Origin of the sequence: Anderseniella sp. Alg231-50 (genome assembly GCF_900149695.1) — a bacterium.
Lineage (GTDB): Bacteria > Pseudomonadota > Alphaproteobacteria > Rhizobiales > Aestuariivirgaceae > Anderseniella.
Genome location: NZ_LT703004.1, coordinates 73,790 through 93,291, shown reverse-complemented (window position 1 = coordinate 93,291; position 19,502 = coordinate 73,790). Strand labels below are relative to the sequence as shown.

Below are 19,502 nucleotides of genomic sequence, written 5' to 3'. Positions count from 1 at the left end.
TATGAAATAGCCGGTTTCTGTGCCCGGCTTGAAAGCAGAAGAAGATTGGCGGGCATCACACTGGATGCCCGCCGATCCGTCAAAGGATTACTTCTTCTTGATGCTGTCGGCAAAGGCCTTGCCGAGAGCCGCGTTGGAGGCCTGTGAACCGGCCCAGTAAGGCACTGCGATTGCAGCGAAGTCTTTCTGGGACTGCCAGACCTTGGCGAAGAACGGGTTTTCAGCGGCGTTCTTCTCAAGCGCGGCTTTGGCAGCGCCCATGTAGGCAGGGAAGTAGTCGGCAGGTGTGTCATGCAGGATGACGCCGTCTTCTTCCACCAGCTTTTTCAGTGCCTTGCCGTTTTCATAGATGCGGTAAGACATGGCTTTTGACAGCGAAGCATTTGCTGCAACTTCCAGCGCTTTCTTCTGCAGATCGGTGAGGCTGTTGTATACATCGCCATTGATGTACAGGTCAGCGTTCACCACAACCTGGTGAAGACCCTGCAGGTAGTAGTGCTTCAGCACTTTCTGGAAACCGAACACGGAGTCAGGCTTCGGGCAGCACCACTCAGCGGCATCGATCGTGCCCTTTTCAAGTGCTGGCAGGATGTCGCCGCCGCCCATGGCAACCGACGCTACGCCGATGTCCTTGTAGGTCTGGCCAGGGATGCCTGGAGGTGTGCGGAAACGGTACTTGCGGAAGTCGGCCATGGAGTTGATCGGCTCTTTGAACCAGCCAAGGGCTTCGGGGCCAACAGGCTGCAGCATGAAGCCTTTAACATTCATGCCCATTTCTTTCCAAAGCTCTTCATAGAGCTCTTTGCCGCCACCGAACTGGAACCACGAGATGAAGGCGATGTTGTCGATGCCGACACCGGCGCCCGCAACAGGTGAGCCGAACAGCATGGCTGCCGGGTGCTTGCCTGACCAGTAGTGTGTCCATGCAAAGCCGCCTTCAACCAGGCCCTTGTCAACAGCATCGAGGGTTTCCTTGACACCGACTACGGCGCCGGCAGGAAGCACTTCGATGACGACTTCACCGCTTGTCAGGTCAGATACGTCCTGGGCAAAGTTCTTCAGCATTACCACTTCGTCAGCCTTGGCTGAGATCACCGACTGTACGCGGATAGTGGTTTTGGCTTCAGCAATTTGCGGTGCTGCCGCAACTGTAGCCATGAGGGCGATACCGGCGGTTGCCTGTACCATCTTCTTGAAAATCGACATGGTTTTCCTCCCTTTTGTCGTTCTCGGAACTACTCCAACTTTTCACCGACCGAAACCAGTTCGGCCAGCATTCTGCTTGCAGGGACTTCAGGCAGTTTGTAACTGCCACAGGGACTGCAGCCTGTAATTCTCTTACGTCATGCCATTCCCATCAGTTTAAGAACTCCATATGACGGATCCAGCAGGCCGCGATACATCATCTCACCTGCGACATACAGCAGGACAACGAGGCCAAGCCATGAAATCCAGGGGTATTTGGTCAGTAGCTTCATGATCATTGTGGCGGCAAATGCCATAAGCAGGATAGCAAGGCCCAGACCAAACACCAGCTTAGTAGTGTCTCCGTCGGCGATTGCAGCAACTGCCAGTACATTGTCGAGCGACATGGAAACATCGGCGATGGTGATGGAGATCAACGCAGCCATCATGGTACGCCGCGGCGGGCCGGTATAGCCCTGGCTTTCATCTTCCGCTATCTGCATTGCGTCAGCAGGTTGCAGTTGATGTTCCCCAACTCCTTCGCGCAAGTCGCTGTACAGCCGCCAGCATACCCAGAACAGCAGGCACGCACCAACAAACAGGATGCCTGGGATGCCGAGGAGCTTGGTGGCCACGATCGCAAACACGATGCGCAGCACTGCCGCAATCACCATGCCGAACATTATCGCCTTCTTGCGAAGTTCCGGCGCCAGTCCGGCAGCAGCCATACCGATGATCAGCGCATTGTCGCCTGACAGGATAATGTCAGCGATAACGATCTGGCCGAAGTCAATTACATTTTCCCACATTAGCGAGCGTCCTCACGAATTATGTCACTCACTCGCTCACCGATCATGATGGCGGGCGCATTGGTGTTGCCGGAGACGATTTGCGGCATGATGGAGCAGTCTGCAACGCGCAGGTTTGAGACGCCCTTGACGCGCAACCGCTCATCCACAACCGCCATCTTGTCACTGTCAGGGCCCATCTTGCAGGTGCCGGTCGGATGGTAGATCGTGGTGGCTGTGTCGCGGGCCCAGTTGAGCAGTGCATCATAGTCATCGTCGGCAATTGCCTTGCCCGGCGCGTGTTCTTCGGTGATCACGTCGGCCACCGGTCGCTGCCTGCAAATATGCCGCGCAATCCGGATGCCCTCGACGATGGTATCCTGGTCAAGCTGGGTCGCCAGATAGTTCGGGTGAATGACAGGATGGTCGTTCGGGTTGCTGGACTTGAGTACCAGCTCACCAGCGCTTTCCGGACGCATCTGCAGTACCGATGCCGTGAAGGCGTCGAAACGGTGGGTGCCCTCGGTCGGATTGTCGGCGCTGAACGGCTGGATATGAAACTGGATGTCCGGTGTTTCAAGTTCAGGCCTGGTTTTCAGATAGCCGGTGCCGAGGCTGGCTGCCATGGTCATCGGGCCGGTGCGTTTCGTTGCGTACTCCAGACCGATCTTGGCCTGGTTCCACAAGCCCCGGGTACGCGTGTTGATGGTTGGAACCGAGCATTTGTACACCGGGCGCGCCTGCAGGTGATCCTGCAGGTTCTTGCCGATGCCGGCACTTGTGTGAAGCACCTCGATGCCGTGTCCGGTCAATTGCTCTGAAGGCCCGATGCCGGACAGCATCAGGATTTGCGGAGAGCCGATGGCGCCTGCCGACAGGACGACCTCATTGCGCGCCTTTATGACAATCGGTTGCCCGCCACGTGTACCCTGGATGCCGATGGCCCGCTTGCCGTCAAAAATCACCTTCTCCGTCATCACATTGGTGATGATTTCCAGGTTCTTGCGATCACGGATGGGTTTGAGATAGGCCTTGGCTGACGAGCAGCGCAGTCCGCCATGGGCGGTCAGCTGGAAATATCCGACGCCATACTGATCAGCGCCATTGTAGTCGGCGTTGTAGGGAAAGCCTGCGTTCTGGGCTGCTTTCACCCACGCATCGACGATTTTCCAGGACTTTCGGGAGTGAGTGACCGAAAGCGGGCCATCGCCACCGCGCAGTTCGTTCTCTCCGTCTTCCCAGTTTTCGGCGCGCTTGAACAGTGGCAGTACGTCTTTCCACGCCCAGCCGGCATTGCCCAGCTGGCGCCAGTGATCATAGTCCTGGGCCTGACCGCGCACATAGAGCAGGCCGTTGATTGAGCTTGAACCGCCGAGTGTCTTGCCTCTCGGCCAGTTCAGCTTGCGTCCGTTGAGGCCAGGGTCAGATGCGGTCCGGTACATCCAGTTGAGGGCAGGGTTCTGGATCGTCTTGAAATATCCGACCGGAATATGAATCCACGGTGAGCTGTCGCGCCCGCCGGCCTCGACAAGGGCCACGCTGACAGACGGGTTCTCAGACAGGCGCGCAGCAATTGCACAGCCCGCCGAACCGGCGCCGACGATCACATAGTCGAATTCCAACGCACACTCCCCGAAAATTCAAAAAATGAGACTTTTATTATTGTTTTTTGTGATAAGATCATTAAACTGGCCTCATCGCAAGCAAAAATTACGATTAGTTAATCAAATTTTTCCCGAGCAAACGGGCATAGCGAACATGGGAGAGGACCACATGATTGTTGAAGCAGCTTCAAAGACGGCGGCGGACACCGACAGGGTGCCGACAAATCTGCGCCTGTTGATGATTGCCGAGATTGTCGCCGACGCCGGCAAGCCGATGACACCAAGTGAGATCAACCGGCAACTGGGCCTGCCGAAACCATCCATCCACCGGCTTTGCCAGACCTTGCTGGCCGAAGGCTACCTGACGCGTGACTCTGATCCGCGTCGCTTGCGGCCGGCGCGCAGGTTGCGGCGCATGGCGGCCGGGCTTCTGTCCACCAGCGACACGTCGATTGCCCGTCACCAGGCCCTGCAGGACGTGGCGCGCAAGGTCAATGAGACCGTCAACCTTGTCGTGCCCGAAGATGCTGGCATGCGCTATCTCGACAGGGTGGAGACGGAATGGCCGTTCCGCATCCAGCTGCCGGTTGGTACCAATGTGCCGTTTCATTGTACTGCCAGTGGCAAGACCTACCTGGCCAGCCTGCCGCCGCAACGCCGCACGCAGTTTGTGGAAATGCTCAAGCTTGAAGCACACACCGGCAATACCCACACCAGCGTAAGTGGCCTGCTGGCGGAACTGGACAAGGTGGCAAGACAGGGCCATTCGGTGGACAACGAAGAGTTCATGGATGGGATGGTTGCGGTTGCCGTGCCGATTTACCTGCAGGGTGACCGGTATTTCGGTGCCTTGGCCTATCATGCTCCAACAGTGCGCGTGAGCCGCGAAACCGCTGAACAGCACTTGCCGGTGTTGAAAGACGGGGTTTCAAAACTGTTGAATGTTCTGTTTGATTGAGCTGCCGGTTAGGTGGCACAGTATGAGCCACCTATCGGCTCAATGTGATCAGGCAAGGATTTCCGTTTATGACCTGGAAGATGCCGCCCGAATGGACCCCGCACAAGCGCACCTGGATGGCCTGGCCCTGTAGTCCGTTTGTGCTGGAGTTGGTCGGCTCCGCCGATGCAGCTTTCAAGGCATGGGCAGGTGCAGCCAATACAATCGCCCGGTTCGAACCGGTCACCATGGTCTGCAGTCCTGGTGAAGAGAAAGCGGCCAGAAAATTCCTGGATGCCGGTGTCGCGATAGTTGAACGAGAACTCGGTGACAGCTGGATGCGTGATTGCGGCCCGACCTTCGTGGTCAACGAGCAGGGTGTGCTCGGCGCTGTCGACTGGACATTCAACGGCTGGGGAGGGCGCACTTTTCCCGAGGGCTCGGCGGACGCCCTTGTTGCCAGGTTCGTGGCCGACAAGGCGGGCGCTGAAAGACTGCCGTCCGCATTGGTGAACGAAGGCGGCGGCATTCACGTTGATGGTGATGGCACCTTGCTGCTTACAGAAAGCGTTCAGTTGAACCGGAACCGCAACCCAAACTGGACACGTGAGGAAATCGAAGCTGAGATGCATGGCAAGCTCGGCACCCGCAAGGCCATCTGGGTACCGTGCGGACTGGCGGCCGACACCTCGGACTCCGGAACCGACGGCCACATCGATACGCTGGCCTGTTTCGTCAAGCCTGGCGTGGTGCTGGTGCACGGCCAGCCGGACCCGGACCATCCTGATCATGAGACCACCCGGGAAATCGAAGCCATCATGCGGGCTGAAACCGATGCCAACGGCCGGGCACTGGAAGTGATTGTGCTTGAGGCGCCAAAGGAACGGTATGAACATGGCGAGCCCTTGTCGTGTTCCTATGTCAACTTCTCGTTTGTGAATGGCGGGGTCGTTCTGTGCGAGTTCGACGACCCGCAGGACGAGGTGGTGGCTGGTGTTTTCCGGCGGCTGTTCAATGACCGGGAGGTTGCGTCCGTGCCGGCGGTGGATATTTTCAAGGGCGGGGGCGGTGTGCACTGCATCACCCAGCAGGAACCGCTGTGTGCGACCAATGGAGGATGATGTCATATGCGTAATGTAACAATTGCGGCCACGCAGATGGCTTGCACGGACGTTGTATCGGAGAACGTCGAACGCGCCGAAAAGCTGGTTCGCGATGCGGCGGGGCAGGGGGCCAACGTCGTCCTGCTGCAGGAGCTGTTTGAAGGGTACTATTTCTGCCAGGACGAACTGCCGGAATTCTATGCCCGTGCGTTACCGGCCGAAGGTCATCCCACGATTGAACATTTCAGGGGCGTTGCCAGGGAGCTTGGTGTCGTGCTGCCGATATCGTTTTATGAGGAGGCGGGAAATGCACGGTTCAATTCGATAGCGATCATCGATGCCGACGGAACCGATTTAGGCGTTTATCGCAAGAGCCATATACCGCATGGGTCGGGCTATCAGGAAAAGTACTATTTCTCTCCGGGTGATACCGGGTTCAAGGTCTGGGAGACATTGTTCGGCCGGCTTGGTGTCGGCATTTGCTGGGACCAGTGGTTTCCTGAAACAGCGAGGTCCATGGCGGTGATGGGCGCGGAGATGCTGTTCTTCCCGACCGCGATCGGGTCTGAGTTGCTGGATCCGTCATGGGATTCCGCCGCGCACTGGCAACGGGTCCAGCAGGGACACGCCGGTGCCAACCTGATGCCGCTGGTAGCCTCCAACCGGATCGGTACCGAACCCGGCCGCAGCGGCACCGAGATGACATTCTACGGCTCGTCGTTCATTGCCGACTTCACCGGCGAGAAGGTCGCTGAAGCCAATCGCACCGACGAGACGGTATTGACCCATACATTCGACCTGGATGACCTGGCTGAGAAACGTGCATATTGGGGCATCTTCCGGGACCGTCGTCCCGAGTTGTACGATCCGGTCATTTCCCTGGATGGCCGTGCTTCCGTGTTTGGTGTTGACTGATGGCCGGAAAGCTGCCGGTTCGCACAGGGCCTCGCGAGTCCTGCATATAGTGAGAGGTGATGCCTTGACGGTGCGGGTTGAAAAGTCAGGTGCAGTGTGGACTGTCATTCATTCAAGGCCACAGGCGCGCAATGCCATGGACCCGGAAAGCGCGGATGCCCTGCAGGAGGCATTTGTTGAATTTGACCGTGACGACACTGCTTCGGTTGCCGTGTTCTGGGGCGAGGGCGGGGCGTTTTGTGCGGGCTGGGATTTGAAATTTGCAGCCGCCCTTGAGAGCGATGACCCGCTGGTGGAGCTGGAATTCGCGGGCATGCCGGAGAACGATCCGCGCGGTCCCATGGGGCCATCGCGCCTAGAGCTCGACAAGCCGGTGATCGCCGCTGTTGCCGGTCCGGCTGTTGCCGGCGGCATGGAACTGGCCATGTGGGCTGATATGCGGGTGATGGAGCGGTCCGCTTACATGGGGGTTTACTGCCGGCGCTGGGGCATACCGCTGATTGACGGCGGAACCGTGCGCCTGCCGCGCCTGGTAGGCGAGGGGCGGGCCATGGACATCGTGCTGACCGGCCGCAAGGTAACGGCCGAAGAGTGTGAACGCATTGGGCTGTGTGAATATGTGGTGGACGATGGCGGTGCACGAGACAAGGCCGAACAACTGGCTCATGATATTGCAAGGTTCCCGCAGAGTTGCGTGCGTGCCGACCGGCGCTCGGTTGTTGCCCAGCACGGTCTCGGCGTGCGTGATGCATTGCGTCGCGAATGGCACAACGGGCGCCCGGAACTGGTTGCCGGAGGCTTGCAGGGCGCCGGTCGTTTCAGCGCCGGCAAGGGCCGCCATGGCGACTTTGACAAGATCAGCTAGATAGAAATTATCATTGTGCCGCTTGCCTGTAACGACCGGCGCAGATAAGTGTCAGCGATGACACATTCATTTTTCACCCCGCAGCTTCGCGGTGCGCTGGCTATCGGGGTTGGCGCGGGTCTGTGGGGCCTGTTCTGGATCCCGCTGCGCTACCTGTCTGAAGCCGGCTTCGGGCCGTTCTGGTCGGCCGCGATGGCCATGGGCGCGGGCCTGCCTGTCGCGCTGCTGGCAGCGTCGAGATGGGGCAAATGGCGGTCGGATCATGTGCGCTGGATGGCGCTGGTGGGCGGCGGGATCGGCATCTCCGAGGTGTGTTACTTTTATGCCGTCGTGTCCACCGACGTCATCAGGGCAATCTTCCTGTTCTACATGCTGCCGATCTGGGCCACCCTGATTGACCGGGTGGTATTTGGTGTTCGGCTCAACCCTTGGCGCGCTTTCGCAATTCTTCTGGCTTTCGCCGGTTTGTGGCTGTTGCTTGGTGGCGATGGCGGATTGCCGGTGCCGCGCAATGCGGGTGACTGGGCAGGTCTGGTGGCAGGTTTCTTCTGGGGTTTCACATTGTCCATGGTGCGCGGCCGGGCCGAGGTCGATCCGTACTGGAATGTGGCCTCGGCGGTTTTCTTTGGAACCCTGTTTGCAGCCCTGGCCGCAGTGCTGATCGGCAGCGTCAAATTTTCTGCAGGCGTTTTTACACCGACACTTGCCGTTGGTGTTTTAGCGTTCGGCATCCTTGTTTTCTGGCCGTCGATGATAGGGCAGTTGTGGGGTGCACGGCTGGTGCCGGCAACCCGGGCTGCATTGCTGACCATGACAGAGATCGTGGTCGCGACGATCAGCGCCTGGGCCTTGATCGGAACCTCGATGACAACTCTGTCGGTGGTGGGAGGCCTGGTAATTGTGGTCGCAGTGCTCATCGACATCTACGGCAATACCGAGCAGTCGGCCTAGGCGGATTTTTTCAACCCTGCCAGGGTTGCCCGCACCAGCAGGCTGACCTGGGTTTCCAGTTCGCGCTGCGGCACCGCGAAGAAAAATCCCTGTAGACCAAGCGACACCACACCGTGCACGGCGGAAAACAACAGCCCCGCAAGCTGCCTGCCGTCCTCGTCGGAAATGCCAGGCTGTAATTGCCTGAGCGACTTGACGATATGGCCGATCAGGTGCACGTGCTCGTCCATGTGCCAGTCGGGAATGCTGCGGCTGATGCGTTCGCCGTGTTCGAACAGGGCAGACCAGGCATTGGTATGTTCAATGGCAAACTGGCAGTAGGCGACAGCCAGTCCACTCAGGCAGTCTTCCGGCTCCAGCCCGCTGGCATCCCCGGGGACAAAACGGCTGATTTTCTGATCCAGCTTTGCAAGGGTTCTTGAGTTGACCGCGATAATCAGGCCGTCAATGTCTTCAAACACATTGTAAATGGCACCGACAGAGCAGCCGACTGCTGATGCCGCGGCACGTGCCGTCAGCGCGCTCAGGCCCTGTTCGCTCAGGATTGCTTCGCCTGCATTGATCAGCTCAATGCGCAATTTATGCCGGCGTTCAGTGGTTTTGTTTCCGGTAGCCATTTTTATCTCATTTATGAACATCGTTCAAAATAATTCTTGAACACTGTTCATGTTTGGGTTATGTGTTCATGAACAGCGTTCATAAATTGATTTCTGGAATGTTGCAAGCTGGTTCGTAATCGTTCGGAAGGAGACCCCTAAAATGTTGAGCTGTCGCCCAAGGCAAATGAATGAAGTGAAATCCCTGTCGGGACTCACATATGGTACGTGTGTGTGTGTGCTTGTGTTGCTAGGCCTCGTCTTCACGGGAGGGCTGTCCGGGCAGGCGCGCGCTGAAAACCCTAATTTTGCCCTGCCGACGTTAGGGGGGACGCAATTATGGGCGGACGAACACTTGCGAGGCGGTTGGAGGATCCAGCGCCATGCCTGGAGCGGCCACTATCGACTGCTGGATGAACAAGACGTTCGCCGCGCCTGGGGCAGCTATGCGGATTGCCTGATCAGGTTGAACGACCACACATCTGCAGCACCGCAAGCCCGGCACCTCGTACTGCTTGTGCACGGTATTGCACGCGGTCCGGCAACATTCGGGGACCTGCCGGGCAAGCTACGCAAGTCGGGCTTCGAGGCTCGCGCTATCAGCTACCCCAGCACACGAGGATCGATTGACGATCATGCCGCACAACTGGAAAGACTGCTGCAGCGAGTGCAGAATGTGGATGAAGTATCCTTCGTAACCCATTCCATGGGCGGCATAGTTGTGCGTCGGTTGTTGGCTCGCAACGGCGCCTGGAAATCAACGTTGGTATCGGGGCGGCTGGTTATGATTGCCCCGCCAAACCAGGGCTCGCTCATTGCCCAGGCGCTGCAACCCGCATGGCCTTACAAACTGCTTTACGGCACTGCCGGCCAGCAATTGACGCCGGCACAGGCCGCGGGCTTTTCCGTTCCAGACATTCCCTTCGGCATCATTGCCGGTGGTCTGGGAACGCCCGAAGGCTATAACCCGCTTGTGCCGGGTGATGACGACGGCACGGTGGCGGTTGCGGAAACCCGTCTGGAAGGTGCACAGGATTTCATGGTTTTACCTGGTCTTCACGGATTTATTGCAAGGTCCCACGGGGTTGAACAGTCGGTCCTGAATTTCCTGACGACGGGCCGTTTCAAACAGGTTAGGAGACATCCCAATGGATAATTCGCAGTTTGCCTTGCTGAGGTCGAAACGCTTTCTGCCCCTGTTTGTGACCCAGGCACTGGGCGCATTGAACGACAATGTGTTCAAGAACGCACTCGCCATTCTGCTGGTTTACCGTATTGCCGCGGAAGCCGGCCTGAACGCGGCCGTCATGGCAACTGCTGCCGGTGGCGTTTTTATCCTGCCGTTTTTCCTGTTTTCTGCCACCGCCGGGCAGGTTGCCGACAAATTCGACAAGGCGGGCCTTATCCGGCTGATCAAGCTTGCTGAGATCGTCATCATGGCACTGGGCGCGCTGGCGTTGTTTTCCGGCGATGTATGGTTTTTGTTCGGTGTATTGTTCCTCATGGGCACGCAATCGGCATTCTTCGGCCCGCTGAAATACTCAATTCTGCCGGTACACCTGAAGGAAAGTCAGCTCATCGGTGCCAACTCGCTGATCGAGGCTGGTACGTTCCTTGCGATTCTGGCAGGCACCATTGCCGGTGGATTGCTGATTTTGACGGGCTATGGCATTGCCGTTGTCTCCGGCCTGGTTCTGACGCTGGCCGGCCTCGGCTATGCGGCAAGCCGGTTCATACCGGACGCGCCGGCCGCAGCCCCTGATTTAAAGCTCAACTGGAATGTGGTTGCCGAAAGCTGGCGCATGGTGTCGAAAGCGGCATCGGTGAGGTTTTCGCGCCTGACCATACTGGGAATCTCCTGGTTCTGGCTGGTCGGTGCAACTTTGCTGTCATTGTTCCCGGCTATCGCCAGCGACCTGCTCAAGGGTGACGAAACCGTTGTCACACTGTTCCTGGTTCTGTTCACGGTCGGTATCGCCATCGGATCCATGCTGTGCAACCGTCTGCTGAGAGGTCAGGTGACGGCAATTCACGCACCGTTCGGGGCGCTCGGCATAACCCTGTTTATCGCTGATTTCTCGTTCGCGCTGATGAACTACCAACCTCCTGCGGGCGGCGAACTGATGGGCGGGCTGACCTTCCTGTCTGACTGGACCAATCTGCGCATGATGCTGGACCTGATTGGCGTGGCGTTGTGTGGCGGCATTTTCATCGTGCCCCTGTATGCCATCCTGCAGGCGCGGTCTGATGATGAAGACCGGTCGCGCACCATAGCCGCCAACAATATCGTCAACGCGTTCTTCATGACGGCGGGAGCCGGAGCAGTTGCCGCGCTGATCGGGGCAGGGGTGAGCATTCCTGTAGTGCTGCTCGGTATCGCCGCGATCAATTTCATTGTCGCGATCTATGTCTGCGTGCTGCTGCCGGACCAGTTGATCAAGACGGTTCTGATCGCCGTCCTCAAGCTGTTTTACCGGGTCGAGGTGAAGGGCCTGGAAAATTACGAAAAGGCCGGCAAGCGTGCTGTCATCGTGGTCAACCACGTGTCATTCCTGGACCCGGTCCTGCTGGCTGCGTTCCTGCCGGTCAAACCCCTGTTTGCCGTCAACACACACATTGCAAATGCCTGGTGGGTGAAACCGTTCCTGAGGCTGGTGGATGCCTTTCCGATGGACCCGACCAACCCGATGGCCGCCAAGGCCCTGGTGCGCGAAGTCAGGCAGGACAAGCACTGTGTCATATTCCCTGAAGGACGCATTACCGTCACGGGCGCCCTGATGAAGGTGTTCGAAGGCCCGGCAATGATTGCGGACCAGGCTGATGCGGAACTGGTGCCGGTGCGCATCGATGGTGCCCAGTACACATTTTTCTCTCGGTTGAAAGGAACCCTGCGCGCCCGCTGGTTCCCCAAGATAACCCTGACCGTCATGCCGCCGCGCAAACTGGAAGTGCCGGACGGCCTGGTTGGCAAAAGCCGCCGCCGTCATGCCGGCCAGCAGCTATATGATGTCATGAGCGACATGATTTTTGAAACCTGCAACCGCCGCCGGTCGTTGTTTGACGCCTTGCTGGAGGCCAAAGTCGTGCATGGCGGCAAGCATGCGATACTGGAAGACCTGGAGCGCCAGGCGCTCGGATATGGAAAACTGGTTCTGGGGTCGCGCATCATGGGCCGCAAGCTGACCCGGTTTTGCAGCCAGGGGGAGCGAGTGGGCCTGATGGTGCCGAACTCCGTCGGCGCTGTCGTGACCTTCTTTGCGCTGCAGTCACAAGGCCGTGTACCGGCCATGCTGAATTTTTCCACCGGCCTGGCAAACATGCAGGCGGCCATCACAGCAGCAGACATCAGGACGGTCATAACCTCGCGAAAATTCATCGAGGTTGCCAAGATGGAAGACACGGTCGCCGCATTCGAGAAAACCGTGAAGGTGGTCTATCTGGAAGACATCAAGGCTTCCATAGGTGGCTGGGACAAGGCGCGGGCGCTGCTGACGGCGCCTTTCGCCGGGGCCGCACATTCCAGGCTTGCGATCTCGCCCGATGACCCGGCCGTCGTATTGTTCACTTCCGGTTCGGAGGGCACTCCGAAAGGCGTTGTCCTGAGCCACTCCAACCTGTTGGCAAACTGCTACCAGCTTGGTGCGCGGGTGGACTTCAATCCACGCGATATCGTGTTCAATGCGCTGCCGGTGTTTCACTCCTTCGGTTTGACCGGCGGTACCCTGCTTCCGGTGCTCGCCGGGGTCAGGACGTTCCTGTACCCGTCGCCGCTGCATTACCGTATCGTGCCGGCGCTGGTTTATGACACCAATTCCACCATCATGTTCGGGACCGACACTTTCCTGGCGGGTTATGCGCGCTCTTCCGATCCGTATGATTTCTATTCGGTGCGCTATGCATTTGCCGGAGCGGAAAAGGTCAAGGACGAGACCCGGAAGGTGTGGAGCGAGAAATTCGGCATCCGCATTTTCGAAGGTTATGGTGCAACTGAAACATCGCCCGGTATTTCAACCAATACCGCACAGCACTTCAAGGCTGGTTCCGTGGGCCGCTTCCTGCCGGGCATCTCGTATGAACTGCAGCCTGTGCCCGGCATCGATGAGGGCGGCAGGCTTGTGGTCAAGGGTCCCAATGTCATGCTGGGCTATCTGCGCGCGGAAAACCCCGGCGTACTGGAACCTACGGAAGACTCGACCTACGACACCGGCGACATAGTTGATGTTGATGAACACGGTTTCATTTCCATTCTCGGTCGTGCCAAGCGGTTTGCCAAGATCGCCGGTGAAATGGTCAGCCTGACGGCTGTTGAAGCCCAGGCCAGCAGCTTGTGGCCGGACAACATGCATGCGGTGATCTCGATACCCGATGCCCGCAAGGGCGAGCAGCTTGTGCTGGTGACCGACAATGCCAAGGCCAAGCGCGACGCGTTGCAGAGTCATTGCAAGAAGCAGGGGCTGGGCGAACTGATGGTGCCAAAAACCATCATGAGCGTGAAATCGGTCCCGGTACTGGGCACCGGCAAGACCGATTATGTCGGTGTAGGTGCTCTCGTCGCAGCAGGCGGTTGATGGGCGGTCACAGCATTTTATGCTGTCAAACCGGTCAGTTTGATATATCAGGCTGACCGGATCGGCATATTCAAGGTTCACACGCTATAAAATTCTGCAAGATGAGGCTGACACGTACCGATGACCAAGGCGTCAGCCGATTTTGATATCAAGGACCCGGCAATGAAACTCACCGACTTCAAGGCACTGACATTTGATTGCTATGGAACGCTGATCGACTGGGAAACAGGCATGGTCGAAGGACTTAAGCCGCTCACCTCACGGGTTGATCGTGACCTGTCGCGCGACGACATTCTCGAGGCCCACGCCCGGCATGAATCCTCACAGCAGTCCTGGACACCGTCAATGCGGTATCGCGAGCTGTTGCCGATTGTCTACAAGCGCCTGGCGGAAGAGTGGGGCGTGGCGGCTACATCCGAAGAGTGCGCCGTCTATGGCAGGTCGGTGAAAAACTGGCCTGCTTTTTCCGATTCAGTCGGGGCGTTGAAGTATCTGAAAAAGCACTACAAACTGGTCATCCTGTCGAATGTCGACAATGAAAGCTTTGCCGGCAGCAATGCCCGCCTGGATGTTGAATTTGATGCAATCTATACCGCCGAGGATGTCGGCTCCTATAAACCGTCTGACCGCAATTTTGATTACATGCTCGAAAAGCTGAAAACACTTGGCGTGGAAAAGGGCGACATCCTGCATACGGCAGAGAGCATGTTCCACGATCACGGTCCGGCCAACCGGCACGGGCTCACCTCGTGCTGGATTTATCGCCGCTTTGACCAGCAGGGTTTTGGTGCGACCATGAATCCGGGTGAGATGCCGAAATACGATTTTCGCTTCGACAGCATGGCAGACCTGGTGAAAGCTCACCAGGACGCATTGCGGTCATGAGCGGATGACGGGAAACGGAAATTTGCAGGGTGAAACCGGATGGCAGGTGCCGTAAAGCTTGACCGGATTGACGTAAACATTCTGGCTCAGCTTCAGCAGAACGGGAAACTGACCAACGTCAATCTGGCGGATGCTGTCGGATTGTCTCCCAGCCCATGCCTGCAGCGCGTGAAGCGCCTGGAAAAATCCGGCTACATCACCAGCTACAAGGCGCAGATCAACCTGGCCAAGCTGGGTGACTACATCACCGTGTTCACCGAAATCACGCTCAATGATCACCGGCGCGAGGACTTCATAAAATTCGAAGCGGAAATCCGGCGCTACGACTCCGTGCAGGAATGCCATCTGGTCAGCGGAGGTTACGACTATCTGGTGAAATTTGTAGCCAGGAGCGTGGCGCACTACCAGGAGATCATCGAGAACATTCTGGAGCGAAATATCGGTGTCGACAAATACTTCAGCTACATCGTGATCAAGTCCATCCTGACCAGGGACAGCGTGGCGCTGGGTGTTGTACTGCCGCCCGAAGACGCGTCGCGATAGGGCCGGGTTGGGCGGTAATCGGTACTCGGGCTTCGACAGGCGTCCCCGAAACGCCCGTAGAGGGTTCACAGGCTGGAAAGCCTCAATGCACTTGTTGCATGCCACCATCCCGGTTGCGATGAATACGAAGCCATAGCATTCACATTTTGCGACGAGTGTGGTCAGGTATCTGAAATCAGTGATGACACTGTAGCTGCAAGGCTGCAGTCACTCGCAGCGGAAACGGGGTTCGCATTGAAGAAATCTACTGTCGAACTGCGCGGTGTGTGCCAGACCTGCCGGAACACTTCGCGAAAGGTCATGTAATGCCAGCACAAGTTGATCTCGACGAGTTTCGCGATGAAGTTCGTCGGTTCCTGAATGAAAACCTTCCCGGCCGAATAAGCAATAAGGTGCGTTCGGGCCTGCGCATGACCAAGGCCGACTATGAAGAGTGGCATGCGATCCTGAATGAAAAGGGTTGGCTTGCCGTCAATTGGCCGGTGGAGTTTGGCGGCACCGGATGGACAGCCCATCAGCGGTTCATTTTTGAAGACGAGATGTGTGCTGCACATGCGCCCAGAATTGTTCCGTTTGGTCTGATGATGCTGGGTCCGGTATTGCAGAAATTCGGCTCGCAGGCGCAACGCGACTATTTCCTGCCGCGAATTCTGAAAGGTGATGACTGGTGGTGCCAGGGCTATTCCGAGCCAGGTGCCGGTTCAGACCTGGCGTCATTGAAGACCCGGGCGGTTCGAAACGGCGATCACTATGTGGTCAACGGCCAGAAAACCTGGACTACGCTGGGTCAGCACGCCAACTGGATTTTCTGCCTGGTGCGCACCGACACGGACGTCAAGCCGCAAGCCGGTATCTCGTTCCTGCTGATTGACATGGCCAGTCCCGGCGTTGAGATACGCCCGATCCGGCTTCTGGACGGCGAGGCGGAGGTCAACGAGGTCTTCTTCGACGATGTGCGGGTGCCGGTCGGCAATCTGGTCGGTGAGGAAAATCAGGGCTGGACTTACGCCAAATATCTTTTGACTCATGAGCGCACCAATATAGCCGGTACCGGTTTTGCCAAAGCCGGACTTGATGCGGTCAAGCGAATTGCCAACCAGGAAATGTCGGGTGGGAAGCCACTTTCGGTAAATCCGCATTTTGCGGCGCGTCTGGCGCAGATTGAAATTGACCTGATGGCCATGGAGACCACCAATCTCCGCGTCATCGCGCAAGTGGCTGCCGGACAGGCGCCCGGTGTTGAAAGTTCCATGCTGAAGATCAAGGGAACCGAGTTGCGCCAGCAGATCAACGACCTGACCAGGCGGGCCGTGGGACCGTATGCGATCCCGTTTGTATCTGAGGCGCTTGACGAGGGATCCAACGCTGAGGCCATCGGGCCGGACTACGCTGCGCCTGTGGCGGCACAGTATTTCAACAATCGCAAGCTGACGATTTATGGCGGGTCCAATGAAGTGCAGCGGACCATCATAGCAAAGCAGGTTCTGGACCTGTGAGCACCCAAAACCAAGCCAATTTCGGGGAAACCGAAGAGCGCACCATGTTGCGCGATACGCTGCGGCGGTTCCTGTCAGATGTGTATACCCATGAACAACGTTCAGCATCGCTCGCAACAGAGCATGGCATATCGCCCGAGATCTGGTCGCAGCTGGCCGAACTGGGTGTTCTGCACGCCTTGTTCGGCGACCATGTCGGCGGACTGGGCGGGCAGGGCTATGACATTGTCGCAGTGTTTGAGGAGATCGGGCGTGCAGGTGTGGTTGAACCGCTGCTTGAAAATGCGGTTCTTGCCGGCGGGTTGATTGCCGATCTTGGAACGGCTGATCAGCATGCGCTTCTGGACACAGTGATGTCAGGCGAACACCAGCTTGCCTTCGCGCATGCCGAGCCGGGCAGCCGCTATGACCTGTCCAGGGTCACGGTCACTGCCATGCCGGACGGGCAGGGGGTTGTGCTGAACGGTCGCAAATCCGTCGTCTCGAACGGGGACGGTGCGCGCACACTGGTAGTCAGTGCGCGGGTCGCCGGTGCAGATGATGCTGAAGACGGCATTTCACTTTTCCTGGTGCCTGCTGATGCACCGGGCATTTCAGTGCGCGGTTATCCGAGGATCGATGGCGGTTATGCAGGTGAGATTGACTTGCATGACCTGAAGCTGCCGGCCCAGGCTCTGCTCGGCCCGCCCGGCGGCGCATTCCCGGCAATCGAGGCGCGCATATGCACGGCGATTGCAGCTGTTTCGGCAGATGCGCTGGGTGCGATGGAGACGGCCAAGGAACTCACCATAGCCTATCTGCAGACCCGGACCCAGTTCGGACGCCCCATCGGCAAATTTCAGGTCCTGCAGCACCGCATGGCGAATCTGCTGATCGAGATTGAACAGGCACGATCTGCGGTGCTCAACCTGGCTGCTGCATTGGACAAGGATCGTGATGAGCGCGAACGCAATGCCAGTGCTACCAAAAACCTCATCGGACGGGTAGGGCGGCTGGTGGCGGAAGAGTGCATCCAGATGCACGGCGGCATCGGTATGACGCAGGAATATGCCCTGGCCCACTATGCCCGCCGGCTGGTCATGGTGGATCATGAATTTGGAGACACCGACCATCATCTGGAGCGCTTCATTGCGCTTTCTCAAACTCGGGGCTGAGACCATGACCAGTGAAAAAACCGCGTACTTCGAGGACCTTGGGGACCGCCTGGTTATCTACAACGCCAACGTCGCCAACCGCAACGCAATCACCCTGGAGCTATATGACGTCATTTCGAAAGCGCTGGCCCTGGCCGCAGAAACAGACAGGGTAAGATCGGTGATATTTACTGGTGCGGGATCCTTCTTCTGCGCCGGTGGTGATCTCAACCGGATCAGGAACCGCCGCTTTGAACCTCTTGAGCAACGCAAGCTGGCTGTCGAGGCACTGCATGACATCATTCGCAAGTTCAGGTCTTGCCCCAAACCGGTGATTGCAGCAGTGGAAGGCGGTGCGGCAGGCGCCGGTGTTTCGCTTGCCTATGCCTGTGATTTTATCGTGGCCAGCAGGGAGGCCAGGTTCACGGTTTCTTATGTCAGGGTCGGCCTGACACCCGATGGCGGCATAACCCATCGCCTGATGAAGATGCTGCCGCGACCATTGGTCAGCGAGCTTTGCCTGCTGGCCGAACCCGTTGATGCTGAACGCCTGTATCAGCTGGGTGCCCTGAACCAGTTAAGTGAACCGGGTGAGGCCATGTCACATGCCTCTGCAATTGCGGATCGCCTGGCGGTGTCTCCCACCAGCGCATTGTCGCGCGTCAAGGAACTGATGAACGCAGCGGAGCATTCCACTTTCGAGGAACAGATGGACCTGGAGCGCGATCACATGGCCGCGGCGGTCACGGAAGGTCCCGCTGTGGAAGGCATAACCGCGTTTTTTGAAAAGCGTAAACCCGATTTCTCCAAGCCTGGCGACAGCTGATGCCGGCGCAGTTTGACACGCAGGTATGCCGGGCGTTCGGCATTCGGGTCCCGATCGTTGCCGGCGGACTGATGTGGCTGGCAGATGCGGATTACGTCGCTGCTGCTGCCCATGCCGGTATCATATCGTTCATAACAGCCGCTAGTTTCCCTGATCCTGACGACCTGCGGGCGGAAATTCACAAGTGCCGTGATCTGTGTGAAGGCCGATCGTTCGGGGTTAACGTTTCAATGTTGCCGAAGCTGGTGCAGGGTGAAAAGACGCAAGAGGTTTTCCAGCTGATCGTTGATGAAGGCGTTCGGTTTGTCGAGACCTCGGGGCGCAACCCCGAAGCCTATGTGCCGATGCTCAAGGATGCCGGTGTCGTCATTCTGCACAAGGTGCCAAGTGTCCGGTTTGCTGTGAAGGCGCAGAGTGTGGGCGTCGACATGGTGTCGATTGTAGGGGCTGAGTGCGGAGGCCATCCCGGCATGGAAATGATCGGTACCATGGTCAATGCCGCCCTGGCAGAACAGCGGCTGACAATTCCGTACCTGATTGGCGGCGGTATCGGTACCGGCTCGCAACTTGTCGCCGCCCTCGCAATGGGCGCGGACGGCGTTGTGGTTGGAACCCGGTTTCTGGTTGCCGAAGAGATCAAGGCTCATGCGGGCTACAAGCAGACACTGATTGACGCTTCCGAGCGCGATACCGCACTCACCATGGCGAGTGTGCGCAACACCGTGCGGACTTTGCGTAATGAGACAACCGACCTGGTCACGCGCATGGAGGTTGAAAATCCCGATATCCGGATTGAAGACCTGCTGCCTCATGTATCCGGCAAGATCGGCCGTCAGGCCTATGAAACCGGCGACACATCCAAAGGCCTGTTGTCTGCCGGTCACGCTTTGGGTTTCCTGCACGCCGTTGCCCCGATTGCCGAAATTGTCAAACAAATGGAGCAGGAGGCTGTTGCGGCTCAAAACCGGCTGGCGTCAATCACCAACAACCGGTGAACGCGCTGCGCTGGCACAGGCAGGAATGCTCAAGTGCTGGGAGCGCAATTGCGGGCTGAACAACCACTGCTCGGCATGTGGATTTTACCAGGCCCCTCGCCAGAATGCCGAT

17 protein-coding genes are annotated in these 19,502 nt (G+C 57.9%); 13 read left to right on the top strand and 4 right to left on the bottom strand.

What is annotated here, in order from left to right:
* Positions 1-87: 87 nt before the first annotated feature.
* The 3 genes from DHN55_RS13020 to DHN55_RS13010 form a co-directional block, all read right to left on the bottom strand.
* Positions 88-1,206 (bottom strand): TRAP transporter substrate-binding protein, encoded by a 1,119-nt coding sequence (locus tag DHN55_RS13020; RefSeq protein ID WP_337660267.1) that lies wholly within the window; start codon positions 1,204-1,206, stop codon positions 88-90.
* Between the two features lie 137 nt (positions 1,207-1,343).
* The gene (locus DHN55_RS13015) at positions 1,344-1,994 is read right to left on the bottom strand and encodes a YjbE family putative metal transport protein (protein WP_108881930.1); all 651 of its coding nucleotides are present in this window, start codon (positions 1,992-1,994) and stop codon (positions 1,344-1,346) included.
* Positions 1,994-3,595, bottom strand: coding sequence for a choline dehydrogenase (locus tag DHN55_RS13010; protein ID WP_108881929.1), 1,602 nt, complete (start codon positions 3,593-3,595; stop codon positions 1,994-1,996). Before DHN55_RS13010 ends, DHN55_RS13015 begins: the two co-directional genes overlap by 1 nt.
* A gap of 151 nt (positions 3,596-3,746) precedes the next feature.
* Between DHN55_RS13010 and DHN55_RS13005 the strand changes: the two genes are divergently transcribed.
* The 5 genes from DHN55_RS13005 to DHN55_RS12985 all read left to right on the top strand — a co-directional run bounded on the left by DHN55_RS13005 (position 3,747) and on the right by DHN55_RS12985 (position 8,348).
* A complete protein-coding gene (locus DHN55_RS13005) occupies positions 3,747-4,535 on the top strand; it encodes an IclR family transcriptional regulator domain-containing protein (RefSeq protein ID WP_108882498.1) in 789 nt (262 codons plus the stop codon).
* A 68-nt stretch (positions 4,536-4,603) separates the two neighbouring features.
* Positions 4,604-5,635 (top strand): agmatine deiminase family protein, encoded by a 1,032-nt coding sequence (locus tag DHN55_RS13000; protein WP_108881928.1) that lies wholly within the window; start codon positions 4,604-4,606, stop codon positions 5,633-5,635.
* 6 nt (positions 5,636-5,641) lie between these two features.
* Positions 5,642-6,532 carry an N-carbamoylputrescine amidase gene (gene aguB, locus DHN55_RS12995; RefSeq protein WP_108881927.1) on the top strand — a complete coding sequence of 297 codons (891 nt, stop codon included), beginning with the start codon at positions 5,642-5,644 and terminating at the stop codon, positions 6,530-6,532.
* 64 nt (positions 6,533-6,596) lie between these two features.
* On the top strand, positions 6,597-7,397 hold the full coding sequence (locus DHN55_RS12990; protein WP_108881926.1) for a crotonase/enoyl-CoA hydratase family protein: 801 nt from the start codon (positions 6,597-6,599) through the stop codon (positions 7,395-7,397).
* 57 nt (positions 7,398-7,454) lie between these two features.
* The gene (locus tag DHN55_RS12985; RefSeq protein ID WP_108881925.1) at positions 7,455-8,348 is read left to right on the top strand and encodes an EamA family transporter; all 894 of its coding nucleotides are present in this window, start codon (positions 7,455-7,457) and stop codon (positions 8,346-8,348) included.
* On the opposite strand, the gene DHN55_RS12980 is transcribed toward DHN55_RS12985, so the two are convergent.
* Complete coding sequence (locus tag DHN55_RS12980) at positions 8,345-8,965, bottom strand: TetR/AcrR family transcriptional regulator (RefSeq protein ID WP_337660266.1); 621 nt, start codon at positions 8,963-8,965, stop codon at positions 8,345-8,347. The two genes, DHN55_RS12985 and DHN55_RS12980, sit on opposite strands and share 4 nt — an antisense overlap.
* Positions 8,966-9,182: 217 nt before the next feature.
* On the opposite strand from DHN55_RS12980, the gene DHN55_RS12975 reads away from it, so the two are divergent.
* The 8 genes from DHN55_RS12975 (at position 9,183) to DHN55_RS12940 (ending at position 19,390) form a co-directional block, all read left to right on the top strand.
* Complete coding sequence (locus DHN55_RS12975; RefSeq protein ID WP_337660265.1) at positions 9,183-10,100, top strand: esterase/lipase family protein; 918 nt, start codon at positions 9,183-9,185, stop codon at positions 10,098-10,100.
* Positions 10,093-13,512, top strand: a complete 3,420-nt coding sequence (locus DHN55_RS12970) for an acyl-[ACP]--phospholipid O-acyltransferase (protein WP_337660264.1) — start codon at positions 10,093-10,095, stop codon at positions 13,510-13,512. Before DHN55_RS12975 ends, DHN55_RS12970 begins: the two co-directional genes overlap by 8 nt.
* A gap of 162 nt (positions 13,513-13,674) precedes the next feature.
* On the top strand, positions 13,675-14,397 hold the full coding sequence (locus tag DHN55_RS12965; RefSeq protein WP_108882496.1) for a haloacid dehalogenase type II: 723 nt from the start codon (positions 13,675-13,677) through the stop codon (positions 14,395-14,397).
* 39 nt (positions 14,398-14,436) lie between these two features.
* The gene (locus DHN55_RS12960) at positions 14,437-14,940 is read left to right on the top strand and encodes an Lrp/AsnC ligand binding domain-containing protein (protein WP_108881922.1); all 504 of its coding nucleotides are present in this window, start codon (positions 14,437-14,439) and stop codon (positions 14,938-14,940) included.
* 305 nt (positions 14,941-15,245) lie between these two features.
* On the top strand, positions 15,246-16,436 hold the full coding sequence (locus DHN55_RS12955) for an acyl-CoA dehydrogenase family protein (RefSeq protein ID WP_108882495.1): 1,191 nt from the start codon (positions 15,246-15,248) through the stop codon (positions 16,434-16,436).
* A complete protein-coding gene (locus DHN55_RS12950; RefSeq protein ID WP_337660263.1) occupies positions 16,433-17,590 on the top strand; it encodes an acyl-CoA dehydrogenase family protein in 1,158 nt (385 codons plus the stop codon). The genes DHN55_RS12955 and DHN55_RS12950 overlap by 4 nt, the downstream gene beginning before the upstream one ends.
* Positions 17,526-18,395: an oxepin-CoA hydrolase, alternative type gene (locus tag DHN55_RS12945; protein WP_337660262.1), complete on the top strand. Its 870-nt coding sequence runs from the start codon at positions 17,526-17,528 to the stop codon at positions 18,393-18,395. Before DHN55_RS12950 ends, DHN55_RS12945 begins: the two co-directional genes overlap by 65 nt.
* The gene (locus tag DHN55_RS12940; protein WP_108881920.1) at positions 18,395-19,390 is read left to right on the top strand and encodes a nitronate monooxygenase; all 996 of its coding nucleotides are present in this window, start codon (positions 18,395-18,397) and stop codon (positions 19,388-19,390) included. The genes DHN55_RS12945 and DHN55_RS12940 overlap by 1 nt, the downstream gene beginning before the upstream one ends.
* Positions 19,391-19,502: the final 112 nt, after the last annotated feature.